Genomic DNA, 2761 nt, shown 5'->3' on the forward strand with positions numbered 1-2761 from the left:
CGCGTACCCGCTCCCACGAGCCCGCCGCCGTCCGCCGTCGAACCCCCCGCGGAGCCCGCCGTCGAAACCGCCGACCTGCCGGCGGAGGCACGCGAGGCTATCCCGCTGCAGCAGGATGGCGGTGCCGGCGCGGCCGAGAGCGCGCTGACCGTGGCGATCGCCTTCCTCGCCAACCTGGTGATCGCCGCGGCGAAGTCGGTGGCGGCGATGCTGACCGGCTCCGCGTCGATGGTGGCGGAGGCGGCCCACTCCTGGGCGGACACCGGCAACGAGGTGTTCCTGGTGCTCGCCAACCGGCGCAGCCGCCGCCCGCCGGAGCCGGACCATCCGCAGGGCTTCGGGCGGGAGGCGTACGTGTGGGCGCTGTTCGCCGCGATGGGGCTGTTCGTCGCCGGCGGCGCGGTGTCGATCACCCACGGCGTGCAGGAGCTGCTCGCGGGGGAGTCCGGCGGCGAGTACCTGGTCGGCTACATCGTGCTCGCGGTGTCGTTCGTGCTGGAGGGCGTCTCGTTCCTGCAGTCCGCGCGCCAGGCCCGCCGCGAGGCCGCCTCGATGGACCGCGACGTCATCGAGCATGTCCTGCTCACTACGGACCCGACGCTGCGCGCGGTGTTCGCCGAGGACTCGGCCGCCCTCGCCGGAGTGCTGCTCGCCGCCCTCGGTCTCGGGCTGCACCAGGCCACCGGGATCGCGGCGTTCGACGCGCTGGGATCGATCCTGGTGGGCGTGCTGCTCGGCGCGGTGGCGCTGGTGCTGATCGGGCGCAACCGGCGGTTCCTCGTCGGACAGGAGGCCGACCCGCGGGTGCGGACGGCGACGATCCGCGCGCTGCTCGCGCTCCCGGACGTCGACCGGGTCACCCGGTTGCGCGTCGAGGTGGTGGGCCCGCGGATGGTGACCGTGGTCGGAGACGTCGATCTCGTCGGAGACGAGATCGAGCCGGACGTCGCGATCCGCCTGCGTGGCGTCGAGGCCGCCCTGACGGCGTCCCCGGCCGTCGTGCACGCGGTGCTGAGCCTGTCCGCCCCCGACGAGATCTCGCTGGGACCGGACGGTGACCCGCTGCCCGGCGACCGGGCCCACGAACCGGTGTCCTGACGGGCGGTCGCCGCCTCCGGACGGGCCGCTGCGGGATGGCAGACTCGAGGCCATGGCGACGCCACGTCACCGCGTCGCCTGCGCGACTGCCGGGGCCCGCGGTCACCGGACCCGCTGGGGGAAGGACGAGCGGCATGTCCCAGCTTGACGATCATCGGTGGATGGAGCGCGCGCTCGAGCTCGCCCGTCGCTGCCCGCCGGCCACCGGCGCGTACTCCGTCGGCGCCGTCCTCGTCGACGAGGACGGGCAGGAGATCGCGTCCGGATTCTCCCGCGAGGTCGACGCGGCGGTACACGCGGAGGAGTCCGCGCTCGCGAAACTGGCGCCCGGCGATCCCCGCCTGGCCACCGCGACGCTCTACAGCACCCTCGAACCGTGCTCCCAGCGCAGGTCCCGGCCCCGGCCCTGCGCCCGCCTGATCCTGGACGCCGGCATCGCCCGGGTCGTCATCGCCTGGCGCGAGCCCAGCCTCTTCGTGGCGGACTGCCAGGGCGTCGAGCTGCTCACCGCGGCCGGCGTCACCGTGGTGGAGCTGCCCGAGCTCGCCGCGCGGGCGCGGGCGGTGAACGCCCACCTGTCCGTCTGACACGGTCCCCCGCGCCCTGTCCGGGCGGGTGAACCGCCAGGGCGTTCCCGGACGTGCTCGGTGCGCGGGGATAAACGGCGGAAAGGCGCACAGCATGCGGATGGGCCGGCGCCCGGTGCGTACCGAGTCCCCAGCACCATTACCGGCACGGCTCGCGGGCACGCACGCACCGGCTGGCCTCCAGGTGATGTCCGTGCGTGCCGGGCTGTGGGTGCGCGCCGCCGGCGGGCCGACCGGTGCGGGCGACGGCCACGGCGATCCGCCAGCCGACGATCCGGCACCGCGCGCCCTGCCCGATCCGGGCGGTGCGATCACGGTGATCGTCGGTGCTGTCGGCGAACCGATGCCGGCGGCCGAGCCGCTTGCCGGGCTGCTGGCCTCGCTCGCCGTCGACGGCCACGGCGAGCCGATCGTGGTCTGCCACGGCGACGAGCCCACCGACGACCCGCAGGGGCTCGCCCGCCGCCTCGCGGACCGCGCGGGCCGACCGGTGATGGCCCAGCACGGTCTGCTGCTCGCCGGACAGGACGGCGTGGCCAGGGTCACCGCGGTGGACCGTGTCCGCGGCGAAGGATGGCATCCGCTGGCCGAGCGCGTCGTCCACCCACCCGGCGGGCCGGCGCGCCTCGTGCGCTGGCAGGCGCCCGTGCCCGGCCTGCCCGACCTTGGCGGCGGCCGGTATGACCTCGGCGGCGGCTGGTCGCTGCGGGTCGTCCCCAGCGGACTCGTGCTGCGCGCCGCCGACACCGCCGGCTCCGACACCGCCGGCTCCGACACCGCCGACACCGCCGGGACCGCCGACACCGCCGGGACCGCCGACACCGCCGGGACCGCCGGGCACGAGGCTGACCGCGTCGCGGACGTGACCCCGCATGACCCCGCCCGGTTCGACCTGTTTCTCGGCGCCGCGCCGCAGCTGCTACCGGCTGGCGTGCTCGCGCTGGTGGGCCGGCTCGCCGACGCCCTGCCCGCCGCGTTGCGGGCCCGGCTCACGGTGGTGCTGCCCGCCGGCGCGTCCGAGGAGTGGGCGCGGCGCGTCCACTGGGTCATCCCCGCGCCCCAGTGCATCCTTTCCC

3 protein-coding genes are annotated in these 2761 nt (G+C 75.9%); all 3 read left to right on the top strand.

Annotated features, from left to right (window positions below; translation table 11 throughout):
* Nucleotides 1-1098, top strand: a 1098-nt coding sequence (locus tag C1A33_RS23390; protein WP_423748131.1) for a cation diffusion facilitator family transporter, incomplete at its 5' end; no start/stop codon positions are given.
* Nucleotides 1099-1232: 134 nt separating this feature from the next.
* On the top strand, nt 1233-1685 hold the full coding sequence (locus C1A33_RS23395; RefSeq protein WP_101833508.1) for a deaminase: 453 nt from the start codon (nt 1233-1235) through the stop codon (nt 1683-1685).
* Nucleotides 1686-1878: 193 nt separating this feature from the next.
* On the top strand, nt 1879-2761 hold an 883-nt coding region (locus C1A33_RS35195; RefSeq protein ID WP_207770456.1), incomplete at its 3' end, for a hypothetical protein.

The organism is Frankia canadensis (assembly GCF_900197875.1).
GTDB lineage: Bacteria > Actinomycetota > Actinomycetes > Frankiales > Frankiaceae > Frankia > Frankia canadensis.